The sequence below is a fragment of the Embleya sp. AB8 genome (assembly GCF_049739465.1).
Lineage (GTDB): Bacteria > Actinomycetota > Actinomycetes > Streptomycetales > Streptomycetaceae > Embleya.
Window position 1 is genome coordinate 1 of the sequence record NZ_JBMHHY010000045.1, and the last position, 21,045, is coordinate 21,045.

The following is a 21,045-nucleotide window of genomic DNA, read 5'->3' on the forward strand; positions in this document are numbered from 1 at the left end:
ACGTAGTGGACGGGCAACAACGGATGCGAAGCACCAAGCAAAAACCCCGGCCCCGGAGGGGACGAGCAACGACGAGACGGCGGCCACCCCCACGAGCCAGCCCCGCCGAACGGACCCAGGGCCACCACGCCACCAGCCCAACCCACGACGCCAAGCGGCCAACCGCCCCCGACCACGACCCAGCCAAGCCGTCCAAGTCAGCAACCGCCACGCACCAAACAAGCAACGCGACCGCCGCCCCCACCCCGTGCCTACGTGTGGTCCCCCGACTGGGCCAACGATCGTTCCGCGCCCGCCGTCAGTTCCCGTCGGACCGCCTCGTCCGTCGCCCCCGAGCGTTCGAAGGCCACCAGCGCGCCGCGCCACAGTTCGGCCGCCTCGCGGTAGGCGAAGTGGATCTCCGCGTCCAGCGCCGCCAGTCGCGCGAAGTGGGTGGCCTTCGCCGCCGTCGCCCGCGAGGCCGAGGCCAGGTAGTGGTGGGCCAACGCCGCGACGTCCCGCGGGCGTACCGCCTCGATCGCCTCGGCCGTGCGCGCGTGCATCCGGGCTCGGCGCAGCTGGGAGAGGTCCTCGTACAGGGTGTCCCGAACCAACGCGTGGGTGAACCGCAACTGACCCGCGTCCGGCTCGACCAACAACCCCGTCAACAGCGCCGACTCGACCGCGTCCAACACCGTGTCCTCGTCCGTGCCACTCTGCGCCAACAGCACGTCGACGTCGATGTCCCGGCCCAGTACGCACGCCTGCTTGAGCACCTCCTGCGCGGCCTTCGGCAGCCCCGCGACGTGTCGCCGGATGACGTCCCGCACCCCTACCGGCACCTCGGACACCGCCGCGTGCGCCCCCTCGGCGGCCAGTACCCGAGCCGTCTCCAGAACGTAGAACGGGTTGCCCGCCGTCCGGTCCACGATCGCCCGGACCGTGTCCTCGTCGATCGCCGCCGAGACCGCGCCGCGGACCAGGTCGGCCACCGCTTCCGGGGCCAGGCCGGTGAGTTCGATGCGTTCCGGGCCACAACGCGCGAGCCGGGCGAGTGCGTCGGCGAGCAGGTCGCCCACCTCGTTGTGCCGATAGGTGACCACGAGCAGCACCCGGCCGGCCGCATCCCGGTCGGTGGCCAGGTGGCACAGCAGGGCCAACGTCTCCTCGTCCGCGCGGTGCACGTCGTCCAGGACCAGCAGCCACGGCGTCTCGGCGGTGGCCCGGGCCAGATAGCCCACCACCGCCTGATGCAACATCAGCTTCGCCGCGGCCTGATCGCCGACCGGGATGTACGAATCGGCCAACAGCGGCGCCAGCACCCGCGCGGTCTCCTCGTCCGGGGGACTGACCGCGGCGAGCGTACGCAACATCTGGGTCCACGGCCACCCGGCCGGCGCGCCACCGGACTCCGGGCAGCGCCCCCATGCCGCCCGCCAACCCTCGGCGGCCAGCAACTCCCGGACATGCTCGGTCAACGCGGTCTTGCCCTCGCCCGGATCACCGCTGACCAGCGCCACCGCGAGCCGTCCGTCGGCCCGCTTCGCCGCGCCCAGCAGCGTGGCGGTCTCCTCGGCCCGGCCGATCAACGTGGTCATCCGCGACACGAATCCGTCCTCCGTCGCCTCGTCGACAACCTGCACCGCGGCCGGCCCGCCCGGCGCCGGCGCCACGACCACGCTCGCCGAGGCCCCGGCCGTCGCCCCGCCCGACACCGGCGCCGTCGGTGCGTCCAACTCGGTCGCGTGCGCCAGGATGTCCGCCTCCAGGCGCTGCAACCGCGCGCCCGGCTCGACCCCCAACTCCTCGCGCAGCGCGGTCCGTACCCGGCGCAGCACCGCGAGCGCGTCCCCCTGTCGGGCACACCGGTACAGCGCCAGCGCCAGCAGTCGCCAGCTCTCCTCCCGCAACGGGTGCGCCGCCGCGTGCGCCTCCAGGCCCGGCACGATCCCGGACGCCTGCCCGATGGCCAGGCCCGCCTCGGCCCGCCGCTCCACCGCGACCAACCGCAACTCCTCCAGTCGGGCGGCCTCGGGCCGGGCCCACGGCTCGTCGGCGAACTGCGCGTACGCGGGCCCGCGCCACAGGTCGAGAGCCGAGGTCAACTCGCGTAGCGCGTCCTCGGCGGCGCCGGCCGCGAGCAGCCCGCCGGCCCGATGTACCAGGGCCTCGAACCGCCACGCGTCGACCTCGTCGGTACCGACCCGGAACGCGTAGCCCGGCGGCGCGGTCACCAATACGGTCGAGGGCGTACGCGGCGCGCGGTCGGGTTCGAGCGCACGGCGCAGGTGCGACACGAACGTCTGCACCGAGCCGAGGGCCCGGTGCGGTTGTTCACCGCGCCACAGGTCCTCGATCAGCCGGTCGACCGGTACCACGTGCCCACGCGCCAGGACGAGCCGCGCGAGAACGGCCCGATGGCGCGGGCCACGAAGGTCCGCCGGCCGGTCCCCGTCCCACGCCTCGAGCGCTCCCAGAACACGAAACGTCAGCATGGATAAGAGACCTTACTGATGCGTCACAAGCGGCCGTGCGGCGGCCGGGGCTGAAGCCGTCGGGTTGTTCTCCCACGCCGGATCGAACGCCAACCGTCCGCCCGGTCAACGCCCTTGCCATCGTCCCGCCGCGCACTGGCCGGCCACTGGCCGCACTCGTATCCGGGGCCGACCGCCGCCCACACCCGAGCCACGCTTTCCGGCCGGCACCCGCCGACTCCTCGGTGCACCGGCCCGGAGGGGCAACTCCCGGACGACACAAGCCCGATGGATCCGCCGGCGGCGGCCTGACGCCACCGCCTTCGGATCCATCGGAATGGCCGATTCTTCCCGGTCATCGGCGAGTCGAGTCGAGACGGAGCGGGTCGAGACGGAGCGGGTCGAGGCGAATCGACCCGGCGCCCACCTGCTCCACCCACCATCCACCCCGAACCTCAACTCCCGGACGAAGCAGGCGCACCAGGCGCGGCGGGCGCACCCGACCCACCCGCCACGCCGCCCGACCCACCCGTCACGCCACCCGACTCCCCCGCCTTCGGGCCGCCCGCCTTCGGGTCCGCCGGCGTCACGGACCCGGGCGGGTTCACCGGAGCGGCCGAACCCGCCCCGGACGGTGCCGTCGACGGCACCCCCTGGCCGGCCGGTGCCCCTGCCGGCGGAGCCGCGCTCGCCGGCGGGTTCGTCCCCGGCGCCTGGCCCGGCTGGAGCGGGATCGCGATGGTGAACGGCGCCGCGCCCTCCTCGACCCGGCAGGCCGTCCCGTTCGGGGAGAGCACCACGCGCGGCTGCGGGAACGGCAGCTTGGTCCGATTCGGGATCAACCGTTCCTGCTGGGGCCCGAGCCCGCATGCGCGGTCGTTGTCGCCGTCGGCCAGTCCGAGTTGCTTGCCGTTCTGGTCGAAGAGCAGCACGCCGGTGAGCGGACGCCCCTGTGCGTCGAACGGATAGACGTTCTCCAATCGCTTTCCGTCCATCGTCCCCAGCAGACCACCGCCGTCGGCGGCCCGGCCGTCGACGCTGCCGACGTACACCGGCGAGTTTGTTATGGAGTAACTCTCCTGAGCGGTCCGGCCGTTGCCGTGCCCGGACGGCCCGAGCCGCCCGGACCCGACGATCCCGATCGCCAACCCCACCACCAGCGCGTTGACCGGCAACACCGCCCACAGCAGTCGGCGATCCCGCGCCGACCGCGAGGCCAACCACAACGAGCCGACCAGGGCCACCGCCCCGGCCCCCACCGGCTCCCACAGTCCGCCCCGCTGGACCCAGACGAACATCCCCACGACCAGCGCCCGCAGCACCCACCACGCGCTCTGCAACCCGATCAGAAACCGCACCGGCTCGGCCCATCGACCCGTGCGCAAGGACTCCCCGAGGGCCCTCGCACGACGGGTGATCGACAGCGCGGCCACCTCGGGCAGACCCGGCGCCCGGCCGCGCAGCCACAGCGCGTTCACCGCCTCGACCACCAGGCCCAGCAGGCACGGAAAGACCCACCAGCGCCCGGACGCGTCCTGTTCCAAACCCATCGCGACGCCGGTCACAAAAGTCGCGCCCATCGCCAACAGCAGTCCCACAAGCAGAAGTTCGACCTTGCCGAAGCGCGTCAGGCGACCCGAACCGGCCGGCGCCGGCGTCGGATACCCGGCCGCCGCGCGCAGTTCGGCGGCGTATTCGTGCGGGGTGCCAAGGCGGGCCCGCAACGATTCCGAGGTGACCGCGGCGCCGAGCTCGCCGAGTTCGCCGACCACCTCGGTCAGGTTCACCTCGACGTCGTCCAGGATCTCCTCCGCCTCGACGACGGGCAGATCACCCAGGATGCGGGCGACTTCGACGCGGTAGTCCGCCGCGACGGGGTGCAGTGCGGTGTCCTTCATCGGGTCTCCCCCACCAGTTCCGACATCGTCCGGGCGAACGAGTTCCACGTGTCGGTGGACTCCCGGAACCGCTGCCGGCCGGGCTCGTTCAGCGCGTAGTACTTACGGTTCGGGCCTTCGTCACTCGCCACCACATAGGAGGTGAGGAGTCCGGCGTTGTACAGCCGCCGCAGCGTGCCGTAGACCGACGCGTCGCCGACGTCGTCCAGGCCGGCCTTACGCAACCGGCGCAGTACGTCGTATCCGTAGCCGTCCTCCTCGCGCAGTACGGCCAGCACCGCGAGGTCCAGCACACCCTTGAGCAACTGACTGGGATCCATGACGCCTCCAGCTCTTGTGCGTTGCACGGTACCACGCAATGCACAGTAGTACTCGAAGCGTTGATCCTCGGGCTCCGCACAACTCACGGCAACTGCGCAGCGGATCGACCCTCATCCGCGTTTCAAGAGGCAGAGGCCTTCGATCGAGGCATCCGGCGGAGGCATTCGAGCAAGGAGACGAACACCATGCGGTTCGAGGACTTCGCGGCGGCTCGCCTGCCCGGCCTGCTGCGCTATGCCGCGCTGCTGTGCGGGGATCGGGAGTTGGCCCGCGACATCGTCCAGGACGTGCTGACCAAAGCTCTCGTGCGCTGGAAACGCATCGGCGCCATGGACCGACCGGACGCCTACGTGCGGACCATGGTCACCAACGAATTCCTGTCCCTGCGCAGGCGCCGGGCGATCCGCACGGTGGCGCTGACCCACGAGGCGCTGGACGGACGCGGCGCGCCTAGCGTGCCGGACCACGCCGCCGACCCGGGGGCGCGCGAGGACCTGTGGCACCGGCTGACCGAACTGCCGCGCCGGCAACGGGCCGTCCTGGTCCTGCGCTACTACGAGGGGCTCACCGACAACGAGATCGCCGAAACCCTGAACTGCCGCCCCGGCACCGTCCGCGGCTACGCGTCCCGGGCCCTGGCGACGCTGCGCGTGGAGATGACCCGGGACTCGACCAAAACCCCCGAATCAACCCGACCCTCCGACCCGACCGAACCCACCCACCCGACCCGAATCCCCTCGCTGACCCAGGGAGACCCGGCATGACCGACACTCGAGATCTCGAAGCCACGCTCGCCCGCCACGAGCACCTCGCCCCCACCGCCGACGGCATGATCGAGGCCGCGTACACCGGCGCCCGCCGGATCCGCCGGCGGCGCCTGGTCGTCGCCGGAGTGGGCGTGGCCGCCGTACTCACCGTGGGTGCCGTCGCCCCCGGCACGCTGGCCCGGCTCGGCGACGACGGGCCGAACAGCACGTCCGGCCCCGCCGCGGGCAAGACCCCGGCCGCCGCCGTCAAGCCGCCGGCCCTGACCGTCGACGTCGATCGCAACTCCGGCTTCTTCGCCCTCACGCAGGGCTTCTCCGGCACCACCACACTCGCGGCCATCCGCACGGAGGACGGCCGATCGGAGCTCGGCCCGGGCGGCGTCGTCGGCGTCTACGCGCCCGCCGACGTCGACGTGTCCGCGCTGAACGCCGGCGAGGCGATCACCGTGCAGGGGCATCCGGCCCGCTACGTCGCCGACTACCGGATCGATCCGGCCACGAAAGCGGCCTCGCCCAGGCCGAGATTCCCCACCCCCGACGGCACGCCGTCCCAGACACCGTTGGACCAGCGGGAACCCGTGGTCGCCTGGCAGGAGGCATCCGGCTCGTGGGTGCTCGTCTCCAGCTTCGGCTTCGGCTTCGGCCCCGGCAACCGTGCCGACCTGCAGCGCATGGCCGAGGCGGTCCGGCTCAAGCCCACCGCGCCGACCACTCCGTACCGGCTCGGCTTCGTGCCGGACAACCTCCGGCTCGACTTCGGCGGCTCGTTCACCCACAGGCCGCCGGGCGAGGCGAACTCCGTAATGGTCTTCAGCGCCGCCACACAACCCGTGATCAAGCGGAGCGAGTTGGGCGGCCTGACGGAAGCGGGCGCGCTGCGGCTCCAGTTCTTGGCCCGCGACAGCGGCCACTTCGCCGCCATCGCGCAGAGCGGCCCGCCCAAGGTGCTCGCCGGCCAGGACACCTGGTACTTCACGAAGGCCGACGCCGGCCTGATGGTGCCCGACGGCGGCGCGGTCCTGGTCGCCAAGGTGAAGGGTTGCGAGGTGGTGATCTCCGTCGCCGACACCAAGGTGGTGCCCCAATCGACGCTGGAGAAGATGTTCACGTCGATGACCTTCGGTGACTGCGCGGCCCCGAACACATGGGTCCCGCCGCTGCCCTGAGCACCTCCGCAGCACCACAGCACCGCGGCACCGCACCACCACAGCAGCACAGCAGCACAGCACCACCCCGACGGCCGGAACTCCCCTGCCGCACACGGGAGTTCCGGCCGTTCCCGGCAATCAACTCACCCCGCCGCCGCCACCCACGCATCCAGCTCGGCGACGTACCCATCCTTCACGTCCTCCGGCAGCCACGCGATCGCGAACGCGTTGTACTCGAACCGGGCCACCTCCGCCTTGCTCAGCCCGAGCACGGCCTGGGTGCGCTCCAGGTTCTCCAGGACGTAGGCGTCCATGTAGGCCGGGTCGTCCGAGTTGATGGTGACCAGGACGCCCTCGTCGAGGAGTTGCCGGATCTCCCGCTCCTTGATCCCGTCCACCACGAAGGAGTTGGACACCGGGCACACCGTCAGCCCGAGGCCGCGCTCCTTGATCGCCGCGACCAGTTTCGGGTCCTCCAGTGCGTTGGAGCCGTGGTCGATCCGGTCCACGCCGATGTCCTCGATCGCCTGGCGGATGTGCTCGACGCTGTTCTCCTGGTCGACGTCGCAGTGCATGGTGAGCCGGTAGCCCTCGGCCCGGGCCCGCGCGTACACGGCGGCGAACTTGGCCGGCGGGTTGCCGCGTTCGTCCGAGTCGAGGCCGATCCCCACGATCCACTCGCGGTACGCCAGCGACTGCACGAGGGTGGCCATCGCGTACTCGGCCTGGAAGTCGCGCAGGAAGCACATGATCAACTGGGCCCGGATGCCCAGTTCGCGCCGGGCGTCCCCGATCGCCCGGGTGAGCCCGCGCACGACCACGTCGAACGGCACTCCGCGGCCGGTGTGCGCCTGCGGGTCGAAGAACATCTCCACGTAACGCACGTTCTGGGCCGCGGCCTTGCGCAGGTAGGCCATCGTCAGGTCGTAGAAGTCCGGCTCGTGCACCAGGACTTGCATGCCCTCGTAGTAGACGGTCAGAAAGGACGCGAGACTGTCGAACCGGTACGAGGCGCGCATCTCCTCGACCGAGGCGTAGGGCAGCTCGATCCCGTTGCGCTCGGCCAGCGCGAACTTCAGCTCGGGCTCCAGCGTGCCCTCGATGTGCAGATGCAGCTCGCACTTGGGCAGGCCGGCGATGAAGTCGCGCATGTCGCGGGCGTCTTGCATGGATGTAGTCCTCCGGATTCGGTGGTGGTGTGCGACCGAGCCAAGCACACCACCACCGCCGAGGGTCACGCGGTCGGTGCACGTTACACGGCAGGTGCACGTTACGCGGCGGGTGCGCGTTACGCGGCCGGCGCACGTTACGCGGCAGGTGCGATCCGGACCATGCCGTTGATGATCCGGTCCATCGCGTCCCCGCCGCGCGGGTCGGTCAGGTTGGCCAGCATCTTCAGCACGAACCTCATCAGCATGGGGTGGGGCAGGCCGTGCTTGGTCGCGAAGTTCATCACGCGCGGGTCGCCGATCAGCTTCACGAACACGCGACCCAACGTGTAGTAGCCACCGTAGGTCTGCTTGAGGATCCGCGGATAGTCGTGCAGCGCGCGCTCGCGGCCCTCGGGGGTGAGTCGGGCCACCGCCTGGGTGATCACCTGGGCGGCGATCTCGCCGGACTCCATCGCGTACGCGATGCCCTCGCCGTTGAACGGGTTGACCATCCCGCCCGCGTCGCCGACCAGCAACAGGCCCTTGGTGTAGTGCGGTTGGCGGTTGAAGCCCATCGGGAGGGCGGCGCCGCGGATCGGGCCCTCCTGGTTCTCGTCGGTGTAGCCCCACTCCTCGGGCATCCCCGCGACCCAGCCCTTGAGCAGGTCGCGGTAGTCGATGTCCTTGAACGCGGCGGAGGTGTTCAGCAGGCCCAGGCCCACGTTGGAGGTGCCGTCGCCCATGCCGAACACCCAGCCGTAGCCGGGCAGCAGCTTCTCCTGCCCCGCTCGCCGGTCCCACAGCTCCAGCCACGACTCCAGGTAGTCGTCGTCGCTGCGCGGGGACTTGAAGTAGGTGCGCACCGCGACGCCCATCGGGCGGTCCTCGCGCCGGTGCAGGCCCATCGCCAACGACAGCCGAGTGGAGTTCCCATCCGCGGCCACCACGATCGGCGCACGGAAGACGGTCTCCTCCTTCGAGCCGTTCATCCGAGCGTTGACGCCGACGATCCGGCCGGTGCGGTCGTCCAGGATCGGGCCGGTGACGTTGGCCCGCTCGTACAACTTCGCGCCGGCGGAGACGGCCTGGCGGGCCAGGATCTCGTCGAAGTCGGCCCGCTTGCGGACCAGGCCGTGCGCCGGGTAGCTGGCCAGGTCCGGCCAGTCCAGTTCCAGCCGCATGCCGCCGCCGAGGATGCGCAGGCCCTTGTTGGGCAACCAGCCGGCCTCGACCGAGGTGTCCACGCCCATCGCGATCAGCTGCTTGGTGGCGCGCGGGGTGAGCCCGTCGCCGCAGACCTTCTCCCGGGGGAACGCGGTCTTCTCCAGCAGGATCACGCTCACGCCGGACTTGGCCAGGTGATACGCCGTGGTCGATCCGGCCGGGCCGGCCCCGACCACGATGACGTCGGCCTCATGCGTCGAGTCGGCGCGCTTGGTGGTTGTCACGGGCGCTGGGTCGGTCACGGACGACTCCCCTGGAAGTCTCTGCGGCAGTGCCGAAACCGGGACGGTTCCGGCCGGACAAGTCTATGAGGAGCGGGTCGGGACCCGGCCCGTGGTCACCCGGTCATCCGGGTCACCGGTCACCCGGTCGGGCGGAAGCCCCGGTGCAGCGCGACCACGCCGCCGGTGAGGTTGCGCCAGGCCGGCCGCGCCCAGCCGGCCGCGCGCACCAGCGCGGCCAGACCGGCCTGGTCGGGCCAGGCGCGGATCGACTCGGCCAGGTAGACGTAGGCATCCGGGTTGCTGCTGATCGCGGTGGCCACCGACGGCAGGGCGCGCATCAGGTATTCCACGTAGACCGTCTCGAACGGCTGCCAGGTGGGCCGGCTGAACTCGCACACCACCAGCCGCCCACCCGGCCGGGTCACCCGCAACATCTCGCGCAGCGCGCCCTCGGTGTCCTCGACGTTGCGCAGCCCGAACGAGATGGTCACCGCGTCGAACGTGGCGTCCTTGAACGGGAGCCGGGTCGCGTCGCCCGCGGTGAACGGCAGTTCGGGGTGCTTGCGCTTGCCCTCGCGCAGCATGCCGACGGAGAAGTCGCACGGCACCACGTGGGCACCTGCGTCCCGGAACGGCAGCGAGGAGGTACCGGTGCCGGCCGCCAGGTCGAGCACACGCTCCCCCGGCCGGGCATCCACGGCGCGGGCCACCGCTTTGCGCCAGGAGCGGTCCTGGCCCATGGACAACACGGTGTTGGTCAGGTCGTAGCGCGCCGCGACCGCGTCGAACATCGACGCGACTTCACGCGGTTGCTTGTCGAGGGAGGCTCGGGTCACCGGGCCATCATCTCGTGCCCGGACCCGCGTCCGTGCCGTGGGGCCACGCGGCGCACCGACGGGCCGGGTACGACGTGCGGCCCGCGCGGCTTCGCGACGAACCGGTGCCCACCCGGGTCACCACCCGCCGGTATCGCCACGAGCGCCCGTGCGGCCACCGCCCGCCGCCGCGATCGCCGCCGAACCACCGGCGAACCGCCGCCGCCCACCCGCTCAGCGCCGATGCACGAGCCGCCCGCCCAGCACGGTGGCCACGCACGACCCCGCGCCGTGCGCCACCAGTGCCGCGTACGGATCACCCTCCGTCGGTACGTCGAACACCGCGAGGTCGGCGAGCCCGCCCGGCCGCAGGGTGCCCGCGCCGGCCAGGCCGCCCATCGTCGCCGCGCCGCCGACCGTGACCGCCTCGACCAGACGCCGGTCCAGGTCGTCCGCCCGATACCCCTGACGCACCGCCAGCTCCCGGACCGCCGCCGCCTCCTCCCACAGGTCGAGCGACGGGGAAGAGGCCAGCGAGTCGGTACCGAGCGCGATCGGCGCGCCCTCGCTCAGATAGTCGGCCACCGGCGGCTCACCCGCGGCCAGGATCGTGTTGGAGCGCACGCACAACGCCACCGCCGTACCCCGCTCGCGCAACAACGCCCGATCCCCGGCGTCCAAATGCACCCCGTGCGCGACGTGGACGTCCGGCCCCAGTCCGTCGAAGCCGTCCAGGTAGGCCCCCGGGCCGCCGCCACTGCCCCCGTCGAGCAGTTCGAGCGCCATCCCGATGGCCCGGCTCACCTCGGCGAACCGCCCGGTGCCGTGCCGGACGAACTCGGCCTCGTGCGCGGTCTCCGCCAGGTGCGGGTGCAGTCGCAACCCGCGCTCGCGCGCGATCGCCACACACTCCTTGAACACGCCCGTGCCGACCGTGAACGGGGTGTGCGGGGACACTCCCAACTCCCGCCCACCGCTCGCCCCGTCCAACGTGTCCAGGAAGGCCGCGCGCCGCCCGCCCGCCCACATCGCGTCGTCCGCGATCACCTCGACATAGCTGATCCCGCGCAGCCCCGACCGCCCCACCGGGACCAACACGCAGGGATCGGTGACCACATCGGCCGCCGCCGTCGTCCCCGACCGCAACATGTGATGCACCCCGCGCCGGGCACTCTCCTGCCACATCACCTCGGAGAAGTCCGCCCGCCGCGCGGTCAGCACCCGAATCCACTCCGGAAACGCCAGCCCGGAAAACGCCAGATCCCCGAAGTCCGTGTACTGCAGATGCGCGTGCGCATTCACCAGGCCCGGGGTGAGCACCCCTCCCCAAACCCGCTCCCGCGCCCCCGCCGACGCCAACTCCCGGCGAGAGCCCACCGCGACAACCCGCCCGTCTGCCACGAGCACGGCCCCGTCGCGGATGGGCTCCACACCGGCCATGGGCAGGACAACGGGCGCAACATGCAGGGTCAACGACATACGCCCATCATCCCAAGCCGGTTTCAGCGCGCGTCGACGACCTTGAGTTGCTTGCGGGCGGTGCCGCCTTCGAGGGCGGTGGAGGAGAAGTGCGAGATCACCTTGTCGTCGACCGGGTCGTTCGCCGGGTCGTCGTGGATCACCAGGTGGTTATAGGTGGTGTCGCGCTGTGCGGGGATGCGGCCGGCGGCGCGGATCAGATGCAGCAGTTCCATCCGGTTCGAGCGGTGTTTGGCGCCCGCCGAGGAGACCACGTTCTCCTCCAGCATCACCGAACCCAGGTCGTCCGCGCCGTAGTGCAGGGTGAGCTGGCCGGCCTCCTTGCCCGTGGTCAGCCACGAGCCCTGGATGTGCGCGACGTTGTGCAGGAACAGTCGGGCCACCGCGATCAGCCGCAGGTATTCCAGCAGCGTGGCCTGGGTCTGCCCCTTCAGGTGGTTGTTCTCCGGCTGGTAGGTGTACGGGATGAAGGCCCGGAAGCCGCCGGTGCGGTCCTGCACGTCGCGGATCATCCGCAGGTGCTCGATCCGCTCGGCGTTGGTCTCGCCGGTGCCCATCAGCATCGTCGAGGTGGACTCCACGCCGAGGCCGTGCGCGGTCTCCATGATCTCCAGCCAGCGCTCGCCCGACTCCTTCAGCGGCGCGATCGCCTTGCGCGGACGCTCGGGCAGCAGCTCGGCGCCGGCCCCCGCGAACGAGTCCAGGCCCGCCGCGTGGATCCGCGCGATGGCCTCCTCGATGCCCACCCCGGAGACCTTGGCCATGTGCGCGACCTCGGACGCGCCGAGCGAATGGATCACCAGCTGCGGGAACTCGGCCTTGATCGCGGCGAACGAACGCTCGTAGTACTCGACGCCGAAGTCCGGGTGGTGCCCGCCCTGGAACATGATCTGCGTACCGCCGAGTTCGACCGTCTCCGCGCACCGGCGCAGGATGTCGTCGATCTCCCGGACCCAGCCCTTCTCGCTCTTGGGCGGAGCGTAGAAGGCGCAGAACTTGCACGCGGTGACGCACACGTTCGTGTAGTTGATGTTGCGCTCGATGATGTACGTCGCGATGTCGACGGTGTCCGCGTAGCGCTTGCGTCGAGCCGCGTCGGCGGCCCGGCCGAGCGCGTGCAGCGGCGCGTGGACGTAGAGGGCGAGCGCCTCGTCGGGCGTGATCCGCCCACCGTCGGCGGCCCGGTCCAGGACCGGCTGGAGATCGCTGATCACGGGGAAGCCTCCGCAGGGAACGAATACGAGTGGAGCGAGCGGGCGTGGCACAAATGCCGGTGAACGAGCCTATCCGGCGCGCTCACGCGGTCGACGGCGCGTCGAGCAGCCGCACCCGTACGTCGGCCCGATAGCCGGTGTCGTGCGCCGTACGCCGGGCGAACTCGGCCATCCCCGCCAGGTGTCGCGCGCCGAGCGAGTAGTCCAGCGCCTCGGTGTAGTAGCGCTCCAGGGTGGCCGCGTCGAACGCCTCCCACCGGGCCACGTGCTCGCACACCTTGTCCACCTCGCGCATGCACAGGTCGCGCGAGTCCAGGAAGGCCTGGTGCACCGCGTGCACCTCGGCCGGATGCGCGGCCAGGAAGTCGCGCCGCGCGGCCCACACCGCGAATACGAACGGCAGCCCGGTCCAGTCCTTCCACTCCTTCGCCAGGTCGTAGACCAGCAGGCCGAGCCGCGGCGCGTCGTAGAGCGTCGCACGCAGCGCGACGTCGCCGATCACCACCGCGGCGTCCGCCTCCTGCATCATCAGCCCCAGGTCGGGCGCGGAGGTGAAGAACTTCGGCCGCACGCCGTACTTCTCCTCCAGGAGCAGGCGGGCCAACCGCACCCCGGTCCGACTCTGCGAGCCGAGCGCGACCCGCGCCCCGTCGAGCTGCTCGATCGGCACCTGGCTGATCAACATCACCGACATCACCGGCCCGTCGGCGCCCACCGCGATGTCCGGGAGCACGACCAGGTCCTCGGCGTGCCGCAGGTACTCGACCACGCTGATCGGCGCGATGTCGAGATCGCCGCGCACCAGCGCGTCGTTGAGGTTGTCCGGCGTGTCCTTGGTCAGATCCAGATCCACCAGCGATCCCGTCCGAGCCAGCCCCCAGTAGATGGGCAGGCAGTTCAGGTACTGGATATGGCCCACCCGGGGTCGCCGGCGGCCGGCTTGCGGTGCGTTGTCCACACTGTCCATCCACGCAGGCTATGCCCGGGTCCGCGGATCGCCCGTACCGACCCGGCCGGGTGCCACCACCCCCGAGCGGCGCCACCCTCGGGTGTCACCGAACAGGTACAACACCGGGCGTACGGCAGTGCCGGCGGCGCGTGGGTGAGATTCTCGAATGCCGGGCCGATGTCACGGCGGTCCGACCACCGACGACGGAGGAAGCGCGATGCACTCGTCCCCGGGCTCGTATCCCGGCCAGGGCGGCGGCTACCCGCCCCCGCCCCCGCCCTATGCGTCCACCCCGGCTCCGCCGCCCTACGCCCCGGGCAGCCCGTACCAGCCGGGTGGTCCGGGCGGCGGTGGCGACTACGGCCCGCCGCCGCGCCGCCCCTCGGGGCCGGCCTTCGGCGCGCTGCGCGGCACCGTCGCGGGGCTGAGCCTGGTGCTTGCCGTGCTGCTGTCGATTCCGGCGCTGTCCGCGCTCTGGCTGCGCTCGGACGTGGTCTCCGACCAGGGCTTCACGGACAACGCGGTGGCGCTGATCGACAAGCCGGCGATCCGCAGCGAGGTCGCCCGGTTGATGACCGACGAGGTGCTCAGGCGACTCCCGGACCAGGTCCGCAACCAGGTGCCGCGCGGCGTGGTGCAGACCGCGGTGACCGAGGAGATGAACAAGCCCTCGTTCAAGGTGGTCTGGAAGGACGGCATCTCCACCGCACACGACGTGGTGCTGAACTCGCTGCTCGGCCGCACCAGCAAGAACGTCACCGCCGACGGCGACAAGCTCGTGATCAACCTGGCCAGCCCGTTGGACGCGATCGTCGCCCAGTTGAAGAAGGTCGGGATCCCGGTCAACAAGTCGGGTCTGCCCACGTCCGTACCGATCGACCTGGCCAAACTCCCGCACGGCTCGGACGCGACGCACAACCGCGACGCCCTGCGCAAGCTGGACGGTGCGAGCCAGTGGTTGCCGATCCTGACCCTCGCGCTCCTGGTGGTCGGCCTGGCCGTGGCGGTGAACCGCTTCCGCGCGCTGGTGATGACCGGTGTCGGCCTGTTCCTGACCAGCGGCCTGCTGTTGATCCTGCTCAACGCCGCGAGCGGCCCGGTCGCCGACGACCTGGCCACCCGCAACACGATCAACCGGGACGGCATCGAGGCCGTCTACAACGTGTTCACCGACTCGCTGACCACGATGGCGTGGTGGGTCCTGGTGTCGTCGATCGTCGCGGTCGTGGTCGGTGCCCTGGGCCTGACCGTGGGCGCCCGGCGGCGCTGACCGGCACACCCGAAAGGGGAGGCCCGACGCGAAAAGGGCGGGACCGGTGCGATCGGTCCCGCCCTCACGCGTCCCACCGCGTACTCACTCCAGATTGCGCGAGGACGAGTCGTCGTCCTCCTGCTCGATGTGGATGTCGTCCACGGAGATGTCCACCTCGACCACCTCGAGCCCGGTCATCCGCTCGATCGCCTCGATCACGTGCTCGCGCACCGCCGCCGCGACCTCGGCAATCGGCGCGCCGTACTCGACCACCAGACTCAGATCGACCGCGCACTGCTTCTCGCCGACCTCGACGGAGACCCCGCGCCCCACGTCCGGGCGACCACCCGGGACCGCCTTGCGCATCGCCGCGAAGGCCCGCGAGACGCCGCTGCCGAGCGCGTACACCCCGGGAATCTCGCGTGCGGCGAGCCCGGCCACCTTGGCCACCACACCGTCCGCGATCGAGGTCCGCCCCCGGTCGGTGGCCAGTGCGGTCACTTCCGTGAGATGTCCGGAACCGGTCGGCTGTCGCTCGGGCCGCTGCGTGTCTGCCATGGCTGGAACCTCGTCTTTCGCCGGTTCGTGCGAGGTGGGGGCTCCCCGCACATGAGGTGTGACCCCTTCCCGGTCGAATCCTCACGCAATCCGGATGAATTAATCCGATCGGCTCCGGCAACCAACTGGAACATGTTTCATTTCACGTCCGGCCAACCGTTCAGTAGCCTTGCTCCGCAACGCGAACCCGCCTGTGATGGGACCCGCACACCCACACCCCATAACCCCACACCCCACCCCGTCCAAGGAGAAACACTGTGGAGCGGTTCCAGGATCGGCGCATCATCGTCACCGGTGGCGGCTCGGGCATCGGCCAGGCCACGGTGCTGCGGCTGCTGCGCGAGGCGGGCACGGTACACGCGGCGGACGTCAACGCCGACGGGCTGGACAAGACCCGCGCGATGGCGGCGGAGCAGGGCCTGGACGCGCGGCTGAGCACGGCGGTGCTCGACGTCTCCGACGAGGCGGCGGTCGGCGCCGGCGTGGCCGATATCATCGAACGCCTGGGCGGCCTGGACGTGTTGGTCAACGCGGCCGGCATCCTACGAGCCGGCCACACCCACACCTTCCCGCTCGAAACGTGGAACCGGATCATCACCGTCAACCTGACGGGCACGTTCCTGATGACCCGCGCCGCGCTGCCCCCGCTCCTGGAGACCGGCAACGGCGTGATCATCAACTTCAGCTCGACCTCGGCCAGTTTCGCCCACCCGTACATGGCGGCCTACGCCGCGAGCAAGGGCGCGATCGACGCGTTCACCCACGCCATCGCCCTCGAGTACAGCCGCCAGGGCCTGCGCGCGGTCAACGTGGCCCCCGGCAGCATCTCCAGCGGCATCGTCGACGACACCCCCAACCAGGTCCCCGAAGACGCCGACTGGGAACTCTTCGCGAAGCTGATGCCGATCATCGGCGAAGGCATGGCCTCCCCCGACGTCATCGCCGGCATGATCGCCGCACTCGCCTCCGACGACGGCAAGTTCGTCACGGGCACGTCGTTGCGAATAGACGGCGGCACACACGCCTGAGCGGCGGGCCGAGCCTTTTTTGGCCTCACGCGCCGGCCGGGCTACTTGGCCTCAGGCGCCGGCCGGGCTGGTCGCCTCAAGCGCCGGCGAGGCTACTTGGCCTCAAACGCCGGCCAGGCTCTTTGGCCTCACCCGCCGGCCCGGCTCTCTGGCCTCAAACGCCGGCCGGGCTATTCAGCCCGACCGGCGCACCATCAGCCAACCGGCACCAATTCAGCCCGGCCGGCGTTTGAGGCCACTCAGCCCGGCCGGCGCTTGAGGCCAACCCGACGCAACCAACACCCAAAGTCAGCCGCACACACACCCAGCCCGGCCGGCGTTTGAGGCCAAATAGCCCCGCCGGCGCTTGAGGCGACCAGCCCGGCCGGCGTTTGAGGCCAAGTAGCCCGGCCCGGCGCATGAGGCCAACTAGCCTGGCCCGCGCATGAGGCCAAGTGGCCCGGCCCGCGCGTGAGGCCAAAACGCAAGGGCGCCGTCCCGGGGCCGGATGCCCCGTACGGCGCCCACCGCAGGTGTGACCGACGTCAGCCGCCGTTGATGCAGACGTTCCCGAACGTCGGGTTGATCAGGCCGACCACGTCGATGCTGTTGCCACACAGGTTCACCGGAACGTGCACCGGAATCTGGATGTTGTTGCCCGACACCACACCCGGCGACCCGACGGCCGCGCCGCCCGCCTCGGAGCTGGCGTTGGCGGCACCCATGCCCGCGGCGAGAATGCCACCGGCGGCGGCGGTGATGACGACCGCCTTCTTGACCGTGTTCATAACTTCCTCCATGTCACAGTGCCGCACGAACGGATGCGGCACGTGGGACAACGAAGCCCACACCGATGGGCAACGCCCCACCATGGGGTTGGTCGCCGATTCACCCCTACGAGGGCAAGTGCTTGCGCCGTACGCCCACGGCACGCACCGGCGCACCCCGGAGCAACCGACCCAGCACCGGCCCGCCCCCGAAACCGTCGGCGCCCCGTGAAGCGGAATTCGCTTCACGGGGCGCGGGAAAAAGAAAACGGGTGTCGAAAAACCTCAGACGCCGGAGCCGGCGCCCGTGCCGGCCTCGTCCTCGTCATCATCCTCGGGCAGATACTCCGCACCCTCGGACTGCCAGCCGGCCTCGCTCAGTTCGGTGCCGGCGATGTCCTCGACCAGGCTGAACGGGTCGATCAGGTACGACACCGACTCGGCCAGGTCGCTCTCGATCGCGGCGGTCGCGTCGGCCCGGTCCCCGGGCGACAGCTCCTCGTCCGCCTTGACGCTGTCCAGCGCGGCGGCCCGCAGCGCGTCGGCGTCGGTGACCTCGAGCACGATTTCAAGATTGAGCCGGATGTAACGGGTCGCGGAATCGGAGGCGGAGGAAGTCGCGTTGTCCATGGGCGCGAGCCTACGGGCCCACGCCCGACCGCCCGCACGCAGACGCGCCGCGCACCCACCCGCACCCCCGGACGCCCGCCCGGCCGCACCCTCAGCGGTGCCCGTACGTCACCGCGGTGAACATCAACGCCCCGAACACCACGGAGAATCCGAGGATGTAGATGGCGATCCGGATCCACATCCCGGTCGCCCGGCTCTTCTCGCTCTCGATCATGGCGAACTCCTCAGACATGCGCGGGAAGGCACGGCGAGAACGCGACCAGCGCGGGCGCCGCATGGACCATCAGGAACTCGACGGGCAGATACGCGTCGGCCGATTCCATCCGATGCGCGAGCCCCGAATCGAAGTGCGCGACATCACCCGGCGCGAGCAGATGGGTGGCCCCGTCCAAGGTCAGCCGCAACTGCCCACTCAGTACGTACAGCCACTCCTCGCCCGGATGCACCCGCCCGGGCCCGTCCGCCCGCCCGGCCGGCACCCGAACCCGCAGCGCCTGCATGCCGCGGCGCGGGCTGCCCACGCGCCAGTACGTCCACCCGTGCGCCTCGACCGGCTCCGCCGCCCGGGCCCGGACCACCGGCTCGGCCACCGCGGCGTCCTCGCCGAGCAGTTCGGAGACGGTGGTGTTGTAGACCCGGGCCAGGGTGAGCAGCGCGGGCAGCGACGGCTGCCGGTGCTCACGTTCGAGCCGGGAGAGATAGGCGACGGACAGCCTGGTCAGCTGCGCGGCCTCGTCCAGCTTGAACCCGTTGGCCTTCCGGGCCGCGCGCAATCGTTCACCGAGCCCGGTCGGTACCGGCTCTGCTGCCGGTTCCAGTCCATCGGTGTCGTAGCTTGGGGAAGCGACCATGTCTCGAGGCTAGGCACGCACTGACCACCAAGGCAATTAACTTGCCTCAGAGGCAACCTTGCCGGACTCGCCCGAGCGACACCGGACCCGCCCGATCATCAAGCGCAGTGCCCCGCCGCCGACACCTCCGCCGGCAGCTCCGCCTCCACCAGCACCACGCCGTCCTCGTACCCGCGCCGCGCGGCCAACCCGGCCCGGTCGAACAGGCCGAGCATCGCCCGATTCCACGGCAGTACGTGCGCCCGCACCCCGGTCGCCCCGCGTCCCGCCGCGTGCTCGACCAGCGAACGCAACAGCGTGCTGCCCAGGCCGTGCCGCTGCCAGCCGTCCTCGACCAACAGCGCCACCTCGCCGACCCGCTCCCGGGCCGGGTGGCCCTCTTTCACCCGGTTGAAAACAAGTGTGGCCAGCGCGCCGATGGCACCGTCCGGGCCGACCGCCACCAGACTCACCCCGTGCTCCGGGACGAGCAGCCGGCCCAGCGCGCTCTCCGGCAATCGCGGCGCCGAGGTGAAGTAGCGCAGTCGCCGGGTCTCCGGCGAGCAGCGCTCGTGCATCGCCCGCACCTCGGCGGCGTCCTCGGCCCGGGCCGGCCGTACCCACACATGCGCGGGCCAGACCCCCGCGTCCGCCCCGCGCACCATGGTCAGCCGGGCCCGACCCCGCGTCCCGCCCACCGTCGTATCCCGCATGTCCTGCCGCCCTTCGTCACCGGAGCGGTCCCCTCGTGGTCCGTCCCCGCCGAACCCCACGGTGTCGAGGCGGTGTTACGCATCGACTACGCGGGCGTGTCCGGCGTGGACCGATCCGATGACGACCCCGCTCCGGTGGCGAAGCGGCAAAACGCGCGCGGCGCGGGTTCAGCCCGCCAGGTGTCCGAGCAGGTCCTGCCGGGTCACCACACCCTGCGGCTTGCCGTGCACCAGTACCAGCGCCGCGTCGGCCTGCTCCAGCACCCGGGCCAGCCGCGCGATCGGCTCACCGGACCCGATCACCGGCATCGGCGCCGACATGAACTTCTCCAACGGGTCGCCCGCCGCCGCCCGGCCGGCCACCAGCGCGTCCAGCAGATCGCGCTCGGCGATCGAACCGACCACCTCGGCCGCCATCACGTCCGGGTGCCCGGCGCCCGGCTTGACCACCGGCATCTGGCTGACCCCGAACTCGCGCAGGATCGCGATCGAGTCGCCGACCGTCTCCTCCGGGTGCACGTGTACCAGCGCCGGCAGGTCGCCCTGCTTGCGGGCCAGGATGTCGGCCACGGTGGCGACGTTCGGGTCCGCGTCCAGGAAGCCGTAGTCGGCCATCCACTCGTCGTTGAAGATCTTGCTCAGGTAGCCGCGCCCGGAGTCCGGGAGCAGTACCACGACCACGTCGTCCGGCCCGAGCCGCTCGGCCGCGCGCAGCGCCGCGACCACGGCCATCCCGCACGAGCCGCCGACCAGCAGGCCCTCCTCGCGGGCGAGCCGACGGGTCATCAGGAACGAGTCCCGGTCGGACACCGCGATGATCTCGTCCGGCACCGCCGCGTCGTACGCGGTCGGCCAGAAGTCCTCACCGACCCCCTCGACCAGGTACGGCCGGCCGCTGCCGCCGGAGTAGACCGAGCCCTCGGGGTCCGCGCCGACCACCCGCACGCCGCCGCCCGAGACCTCCTTGAGGAAGCGCCCGGTCCCGGAGATGGTGCCGCCGGTGCCGACGCCGGCCACGAAGCAGGTGATCCGGCCGTCGGTCTGTTCCCACAACTCGGGGCCGGTGGAGAGGTAGTGCGACTCCGGGTTCTGCGGGTTGGAGTACTGGTCGGGCTTCCAGGCGCCGGGCGTCTCGCGGACCAGCCGGTCGGAGACGTTGTAGTAGGAGTCCGGGTGCTCGGGGTCGACCGCGGTCGGGCAGACCACGACCTCGGCCCCGTAGGCCCGCATGACGTTGATCTTGTCCATGCTGACCTTGTCCGGGCAGACGAATACGCACTTGTATCCGCGCTGCTGCGCGACCATCGCGAGCCCGACCCCGGTGTTGCCGGAGGTGGGTTCGACGATCGTGCCGCCCGGGCGCAGCGCGCCCGACTGTTCGGCCGCGTCGATCATCCGCACGGCGATCCGGTCCTTCACCGAACCGCCGGGGTTGAAGTACTCGACCTTCGCCAGCACCGTTGCCGACAACCCCGCGGTGACGGAGTTGAGCTTGACGAGGGGGGTGTCCCCGATCAGGTCGAGCATGGATTCGTGGTACCGCACGGAACCTCCGCCATGAGTGCGCATCAGCCGGGGCCGGATGGCCCAAAATCCTCACATTGCGCTAACTTCTCCCAGCCTAGTGGGCGGGTTCGGAGCCGAC

20 protein-coding genes are annotated in these 21,045 nt (G+C 71.1%); 4 read left to right on the forward strand and 16 right to left on the reverse strand.

Translation table 11 applies throughout. The features are described from left to right. Positions 1-251: 251 nt before the first annotated feature. The 3 genes from ABIA38_RS42165 to ABIA38_RS42175 form a co-directional block, all read right to left on the reverse strand. Positions 252-2,474, reverse strand: a complete 2,223-nt coding sequence (locus tag ABIA38_RS42165; RefSeq protein WP_424644318.1) for a BTAD domain-containing putative transcriptional regulator — start codon at positions 2,472-2,474, stop codon at positions 252-254. 434 nt (positions 2,475-2,908) lie between these two features. Next, the gene (locus ABIA38_RS42170; RefSeq protein WP_424644319.1) at positions 2,909-4,351 is read right to left on the reverse strand and encodes a hypothetical protein; all 1,443 of its coding nucleotides are present in this window, start codon (positions 4,349-4,351) and stop codon (positions 2,909-2,911) included. Continuing rightward, positions 4,348-4,671, reverse strand: a complete 324-nt coding sequence (locus ABIA38_RS42175; RefSeq protein WP_078975830.1) for a PadR family transcriptional regulator — start codon at positions 4,669-4,671, stop codon at positions 4,348-4,350. Before ABIA38_RS42175 ends, ABIA38_RS42170 begins: the two co-directional genes overlap by 4 nt. A gap of 186 nt (positions 4,672-4,857) precedes the next feature. On the opposite strand from ABIA38_RS42175, the gene ABIA38_RS42180 reads away from it, so the two are divergent. Further along, on the forward strand, positions 4,858-5,436 hold the full coding sequence (locus ABIA38_RS42180; protein WP_424644320.1) for a SigE family RNA polymerase sigma factor: 579 nt from the start codon (positions 4,858-4,860) through the stop codon (positions 5,434-5,436). Beyond that, positions 5,433-6,605 carry a hypothetical protein gene (locus tag ABIA38_RS42185; protein WP_424644321.1) on the forward strand — a complete coding sequence of 391 codons (1,173 nt, stop codon included), beginning with the start codon at positions 5,433-5,435 and terminating at the stop codon, positions 6,603-6,605. Before ABIA38_RS42180 ends, ABIA38_RS42185 begins: the two co-directional genes overlap by 4 nt. A gap of 125 nt (positions 6,606-6,730) precedes the next feature. Here the strand turns inward: ABIA38_RS42185 and add are convergent, their stop codons facing one another. From add to ABIA38_RS42215, 6 genes are all read right to left on the reverse strand, one after another. Further along, entirely contained in the window at positions 6,731-7,756 is a 1,026-nt protein-coding gene (add, locus tag ABIA38_RS42190) for an adenosine deaminase (RefSeq protein ID WP_424644322.1), read from the reverse strand. 137 nt (positions 7,757-7,893) lie between these two features. Beyond that, positions 7,894-9,204: a geranylgeranyl reductase family protein gene (locus ABIA38_RS42195; protein ID WP_424644323.1), complete on the reverse strand. Its 1,311-nt coding sequence runs from the start codon at positions 9,202-9,204 to the stop codon at positions 7,894-7,896. A gap of 119 nt (positions 9,205-9,323) precedes the next feature. Continuing rightward, positions 9,324-10,022 (reverse strand): demethylmenaquinone methyltransferase, encoded by a 699-nt coding sequence (locus tag ABIA38_RS42200; protein ID WP_424644324.1) that lies wholly within the window; start codon positions 10,020-10,022, stop codon positions 9,324-9,326. A 213-nt stretch (positions 10,023-10,235) separates the two neighbouring features. Then, positions 10,236-11,480, reverse strand: coding sequence for an amidohydrolase family protein (locus tag ABIA38_RS42205; RefSeq protein ID WP_424644325.1), 1,245 nt, complete (start codon positions 11,478-11,480; stop codon positions 10,236-10,238). Between the two features lie 23 nt (positions 11,481-11,503). Then, positions 11,504-12,694, reverse strand: coding sequence for a cyclic dehypoxanthinyl futalosine synthase (mqnC, locus tag ABIA38_RS42210; RefSeq protein ID WP_424644326.1), 1,191 nt, complete (start codon positions 12,692-12,694; stop codon positions 11,504-11,506). Between the two features lie 82 nt (positions 12,695-12,776). Continuing rightward, the gene (locus tag ABIA38_RS42215) at positions 12,777-13,661 is read right to left on the reverse strand and encodes a menaquinone biosynthetic enzyme MqnA/MqnD family protein (protein WP_424644327.1); all 885 of its coding nucleotides are present in this window, start codon (positions 13,659-13,661) and stop codon (positions 12,777-12,779) included. A 199-nt stretch (positions 13,662-13,860) separates the two neighbouring features. Here ABIA38_RS42215 and ABIA38_RS42220 point away from each other — a divergent pair, with 199 nt between their 5' ends. Then, positions 13,861-14,913 carry a hypothetical protein gene (locus ABIA38_RS42220; RefSeq protein ID WP_424644328.1) on the forward strand — a complete coding sequence of 351 codons (1,053 nt, stop codon included), beginning with the start codon at positions 13,861-13,863 and terminating at the stop codon, positions 14,911-14,913. Positions 14,914-14,997: 84 nt separating this feature from the next. On the opposite strand, the gene ABIA38_RS42225 is transcribed toward ABIA38_RS42220, so the two are convergent. After that, complete coding sequence (locus ABIA38_RS42225; protein WP_424644329.1) at positions 14,998-15,453, reverse strand: Asp23/Gls24 family envelope stress response protein; 456 nt, start codon at positions 15,451-15,453, stop codon at positions 14,998-15,000. A 257-nt stretch (positions 15,454-15,710) separates the two neighbouring features. Here ABIA38_RS42225 and ABIA38_RS42230 point away from each other — a divergent pair, with 257 nt between their 5' ends. Then, on the forward strand, positions 15,711-16,481 hold the full coding sequence (locus tag ABIA38_RS42230; RefSeq protein WP_424644330.1) for an SDR family NAD(P)-dependent oxidoreductase: 771 nt from the start codon (positions 15,711-15,713) through the stop codon (positions 16,479-16,481). Positions 16,482-17,005: 524 nt separating this feature from the next. Here ABIA38_RS42230 and ABIA38_RS42235 read toward each other — a convergent pair. The 6 genes from ABIA38_RS42235 to ABIA38_RS42260 form a co-directional block, all read right to left on the reverse strand. Further along, positions 17,006-17,248: a chaplin gene (locus tag ABIA38_RS42235; protein ID WP_424644373.1), complete on the reverse strand. Its 243-nt coding sequence runs from the start codon at positions 17,246-17,248 to the stop codon at positions 17,006-17,008. A 264-nt stretch (positions 17,249-17,512) separates the two neighbouring features. Continuing rightward, entirely contained in the window at positions 17,513-17,857 is a 345-nt protein-coding gene (locus ABIA38_RS42240; protein WP_424644331.1) for a hypothetical protein, read from the reverse strand. Between the two features lie 91 nt (positions 17,858-17,948). Beyond that, a complete protein-coding gene (locus tag ABIA38_RS42245; protein ID WP_424644332.1) occupies positions 17,949-18,071 on the reverse strand; it encodes a hypothetical protein in 123 nt (40 codons plus the stop codon). A gap of 10 nt (positions 18,072-18,081) precedes the next feature. Continuing rightward, the gene (locus tag ABIA38_RS42250) at positions 18,082-18,708 is read right to left on the reverse strand and encodes a helix-turn-helix domain-containing protein (RefSeq protein WP_424644333.1); all 627 of its coding nucleotides are present in this window, start codon (positions 18,706-18,708) and stop codon (positions 18,082-18,084) included. Positions 18,709-18,806: 98 nt separating this feature from the next. After that, positions 18,807-19,400: an N-acetyltransferase family protein gene (locus ABIA38_RS42255; RefSeq protein WP_424644334.1), complete on the reverse strand. Its 594-nt coding sequence runs from the start codon at positions 19,398-19,400 to the stop codon at positions 18,807-18,809. A gap of 168 nt (positions 19,401-19,568) precedes the next feature. Beyond that, complete coding sequence (locus ABIA38_RS42260; RefSeq protein ID WP_424644335.1) at positions 19,569-20,945, reverse strand: cystathionine beta-synthase; 1,377 nt, start codon at positions 20,943-20,945, stop codon at positions 19,569-19,571. Positions 20,946-21,045: the final 100 nt, after the last annotated feature.